General features: G+C 62.6%; 4 protein-coding genes and 1 pseudogene. 4 read left to right on the top strand and 1 reads right to left on the bottom strand.

Annotated features, from left to right (window positions below):
- On the top strand, nt 1-521 hold a 521-nt coding region (locus tag MJD61_16120; protein MCG8556791.1), incomplete at its 5' end, for a hypothetical protein.
- Here the strand turns inward: MJD61_16120 and MJD61_16115 are convergent.
- A pseudogene (locus MJD61_16115) lies at nt 476-610 on the bottom strand (recombinase family protein). The gene MJD61_16120 and the pseudogene MJD61_16115 overlap by 46 nt on opposite strands.
- On the opposite strand from MJD61_16115, the gene MJD61_16110 reads away from it, so the two are divergent.
- From MJD61_16110 to MJD61_16100, 3 genes are all read left to right on the top strand, one after another.
- Nucleotides 582-833: a hypothetical protein gene (locus MJD61_16110; protein MCG8556790.1), complete on the top strand. Its 252-nt coding sequence runs from the start codon at nt 582-584 to the stop codon at nt 831-833. The pseudogene MJD61_16115 and the gene MJD61_16110 sit on opposite strands and share 29 nt — an antisense overlap.
- 1,239 nt (nt 834-2,072) lie before the next feature.
- The gene (locus MJD61_16105) at nt 2,073-2,285 is read left to right on the top strand and encodes a helix-turn-helix domain-containing protein (GenBank protein ID MCG8556789.1); all 213 of its coding nucleotides are present in this window, start codon (nt 2,073-2,075) and stop codon (nt 2,283-2,285) included.
- Nucleotides 2,286-2,329: 44 nt separating this feature from the next.
- Complete coding sequence (locus MJD61_16100) at nt 2,330-3,253, top strand: hypothetical protein (GenBank protein ID MCG8556788.1); 924 nt, start codon at nt 2,330-2,332, stop codon at nt 3,251-3,253.
- Nucleotides 3,254-3,434 lie beyond the last annotated feature (181 nt).

Here is a 3,434-nt window from a genome sequence, read left to right as displayed (position 1 = left end):
TGCGAAGCATGACGCAACCACGCTACATCGTCCCTGGAATGACCGTGATGGTCACGCGCCGCACGCTGCGCCGCACCCACCTGTTTCGTCCAGACCCCGAGCTGACCGAGCTCTACCGGTATTGCCTGGCCGTCAGCGCGCAGCGGCACGGAATACGTTTGCACTGTGCGATCCTGATGTCATCCCACCATCATCTGGTGCTGACCGATGTACGGGCAGAGCCCTCAGAAAACTTGCTGCGCACGGCTGTGAGCAGCTTACGCCGGCAAGCCGATGAGCAACACGGCGGCTTTGGGGATGCCCCCAAGTTTCCAAACAGCATGAACCTCGAATTACTCTTACGCGGTCATCGCAGGGGATTTGGGAGCGCGTGCCTCGAACATGTCCGCCGCAGTCTCGACCGAATGCGCGCTGGCGGCATCTACGATCAGCTAGCTGGAGCGTCATGGAACACGAGGTCGTCCTTTACCCTTCCGCCACGCCGTTCCGCGTACTCACGGCAAACACGGAACTGGTCCTGAATCGACGTCTCGTTCTGGCGGTCCGTGGAGTACCTTGCGTAGACCGCTATTCGCTTTCCCTTGAATTCAAGCGTCGTGGACCTCGTCATCGAGCTAGAGGAGCCGCCCGAGCGACTTGAAGCGCTGCATGAGGCGTGGCGTCGCCTGACGCGCTGCATCACCATTGAGGACGTACGCGGATTGGGTGACATTCGGAAACTCTTCATGCCCTGGTCCGGGCCGCTATCGCCCTACAAGGTTCGCAAGTGCCTCGAGATCATCAACGAGGTTCCTGAAAATCGCGAGCGGCTCCTGGCCACGATGCGACGCTGAAGCGGCACACGGGAGCGGAAGGCAAATCAAGGATCATCGCACGCTGCACCGTAGTACGCGGGGATGAACCAGGTTGCAGTCTGAAGCGTGCCTACCGCTGGCTTCGTCCCACGTGGGCATTGGCATCCGCACGCTTGTCGACACACAAGCTCGGTCCGCCTACCGGTCTGGCAATCCTCGCAGGTCATGGGGCTATCGGGCGGAGTCGACTCGCAGTGAGCCAATAGAGAGCCGGGCGCGGGCGGGGCCGGCGGAACCCAGTCGGCGGCTCGATAGCCGATCTCGAAGCCATGGGCGACCAAGCAGGTCGCGAAGAAGTCGTCCCACCACCCTTGCCACCTCTCTCGCCACTGAGCATTGTATCGCTCGGCTGACGTCGCATGCCCGAGGTATTCCGACGGAAAGCGAATCCTGCAATCGCCAGCGGTCACCAGGGGGAAGGGCGAGTCCGCAACGTCGCTGTAGAATATGTCCGGTGGGTTTCCCGGAAGCGATCCAGGGCGCTCCTCGCAGTCGCAGCACTTCCGGAAGGGCTCGCTGATCGTACAGGGCGCGCAGGGCTCAGAATAGTGGGACACGTTTGCGCGCTTATCACAGTTCCTACATGAGACCGGAGGCTGGCGAAGCGTGCAGGGCACCGGGTCCGCCGGTATGGGGAGCAAGCCGCTGTCGGTCGCGCTCGCGTCGCCGGTCTGTGACCCGCTATCGTTTGGAGAGCCTGCTCCCGAGTCCATCGTCGGCGCACCCCCATCCGCTCCCTGTGTGATCGAACCGTCCCCGGCGGGTGCTGCTGGGGCGGCATCCGATGTCGGCGGGACCGATCCGTCGCGATTGGGTGGCGTGACTGGACCCGCGTCGACCTCCGGTGGCCTCACCTGGCCGCCCTCCTGGTGTGGCCCGGAATCGCGGCCCTGGCCGCTGTCCGATCCAGGATCCAGAGCTCCCCCATCGCCGCTGGCGCGTGGGGTTGACACGCCAGTGTCGGTGTCGACCCCACCTGATCCGCCGCCCGAGCATCCGGCTATGAGCAAACCCAGCCACAGAGTCGCCTGTCGTCGCGCCATTCCCTGTCCTCCCAAGGCTCCACATGTACGAACGCAGTCCGTGGCTGTTCCACGATCACCCGTCGTCCTCAAAGGGGGGTGCAAAACACCCAGTCAGCCACGTTCCACAAGCATCATCCTACGACATTTTGAGCCATGGTCCAATCTGTACCCCACAGCGTAGCTTTGGGCTGCTGTGGACCGGGGTTTCGAGCGCTACTGCACCAAGTTCGGCAAACATGTACGACAGTTGCGCCTACAGTGTGGTCTCACCCAAGAGGATATGATGGAGCGGGGTTTCAGCCTGCGGCACTACCAGCGAATCGAGGCGGGCCGTTCGGTGACCATGTACACCATCTGGAAGCTCGCTCGCGCCTTTGGTGTCGCGCCGCGCGAGCTCCTGCCTTAGATATCGCCGGCCATCGGCACGCCGACTTCTCAGGACTCCGACTATTGCAGTCATTTCCAGTATCAGCGCTACTGAGCCTGGCCCGCACCGCGCTGCTTCGAGCGAAGAAGCTCGTAGCATGTAACCGACGATCGAGATTCGACGAGTATCTGCGGAGCCTCGAGAACTACTCTGAACCCACGGCCGAGTTTGTGGCCGTGTACCGGAAACAGAAGCTGCTGCGTCGCGCGATGTTCGAAGCATCAGCACAGTGCTACCAGCTGCACCTGGCGTCGCTCCTGTGGGACGAGTTCGATGCAGGGCGACTTCGCACGGCGCTGAGGCATATTCTGGCCGGGCCTGCTCTTGACCCGAAATCCGACGACAAGCCTCGAGATACCCTGCTTGAACTGGTTGCGGCCGCGGTTCTCTACGATATTGGATTCGACGTAGGCCTCACCGACGGCCACGAAGACGTCGTTCTCCGCCAAGAATCTCTGGGTCGGGGCGCTGCGGAGTGCAAGCGACCGCGAGCCGCAAAGAATCTTCGCGCGAACTGCAACCGGCTAGCCCGACAGCTCAGGGAGCGTCGAGCGGTCGGGAGCAAGTATGGCATGGCCGTAATCGGTCTTGATCGCCTGTCGGGTCTGTTCGGCGACGCCCACGAGGCAGAAACGACCGAGGACGCGACGCAGGCCATGGAGGAAATCACGAGGACGGTCGCGGCGCAGCTGAACAAGTGTGCTGTGCGCAGTGGACTCGACCGGGAGGCCTCAGTTGCTGTTCTTGTTCTGTCAGGCTGCGTCTTGGTCCGACAGCCGCTCCACCTATGGACGTTCGTTCACGTCCAGCCCTTTCCTTTGGTGGAGCCAGCCCAGATGCCGCCTCCGTTGGACGCTCTCCTTTTGAAACAAGCGCACCGATTAGAGGGGCGATGGGCGGCGGCTGACGCACAAGCCGACAAACGTCGAGGCCCCGCGATTCAGTGAGGATCCAATTCTGTGGTCTTTCGACTGTGGCTGTACCGCTGTCCCGCACGGGTGTACACTGACGCAGTGGCCCGACGAGGTCACGCTGCCACTCACTGTCCCCGAGTGCCTCGACGCGGAGCCGGAGCAGGTGCGCGAAGTGGTGGCCGAGGGGCTCGCACGCTGCGAAGCTAAGGCTCAC

The sequence above is a fragment of the Pseudomonadota bacterium genome, from assembly GCA_022361155.1.
In the GTDB taxonomy this organism is placed as follows: domain Bacteria; phylum Myxococcota_A; class Polyangia; order Polyangiales; family JAKSBK01; genus JAKSBK01.
The sequence above is the reverse complement of the archived record's forward strand: the minus strand, read 5'-3'. Positions and strand labels throughout refer to the sequence as shown.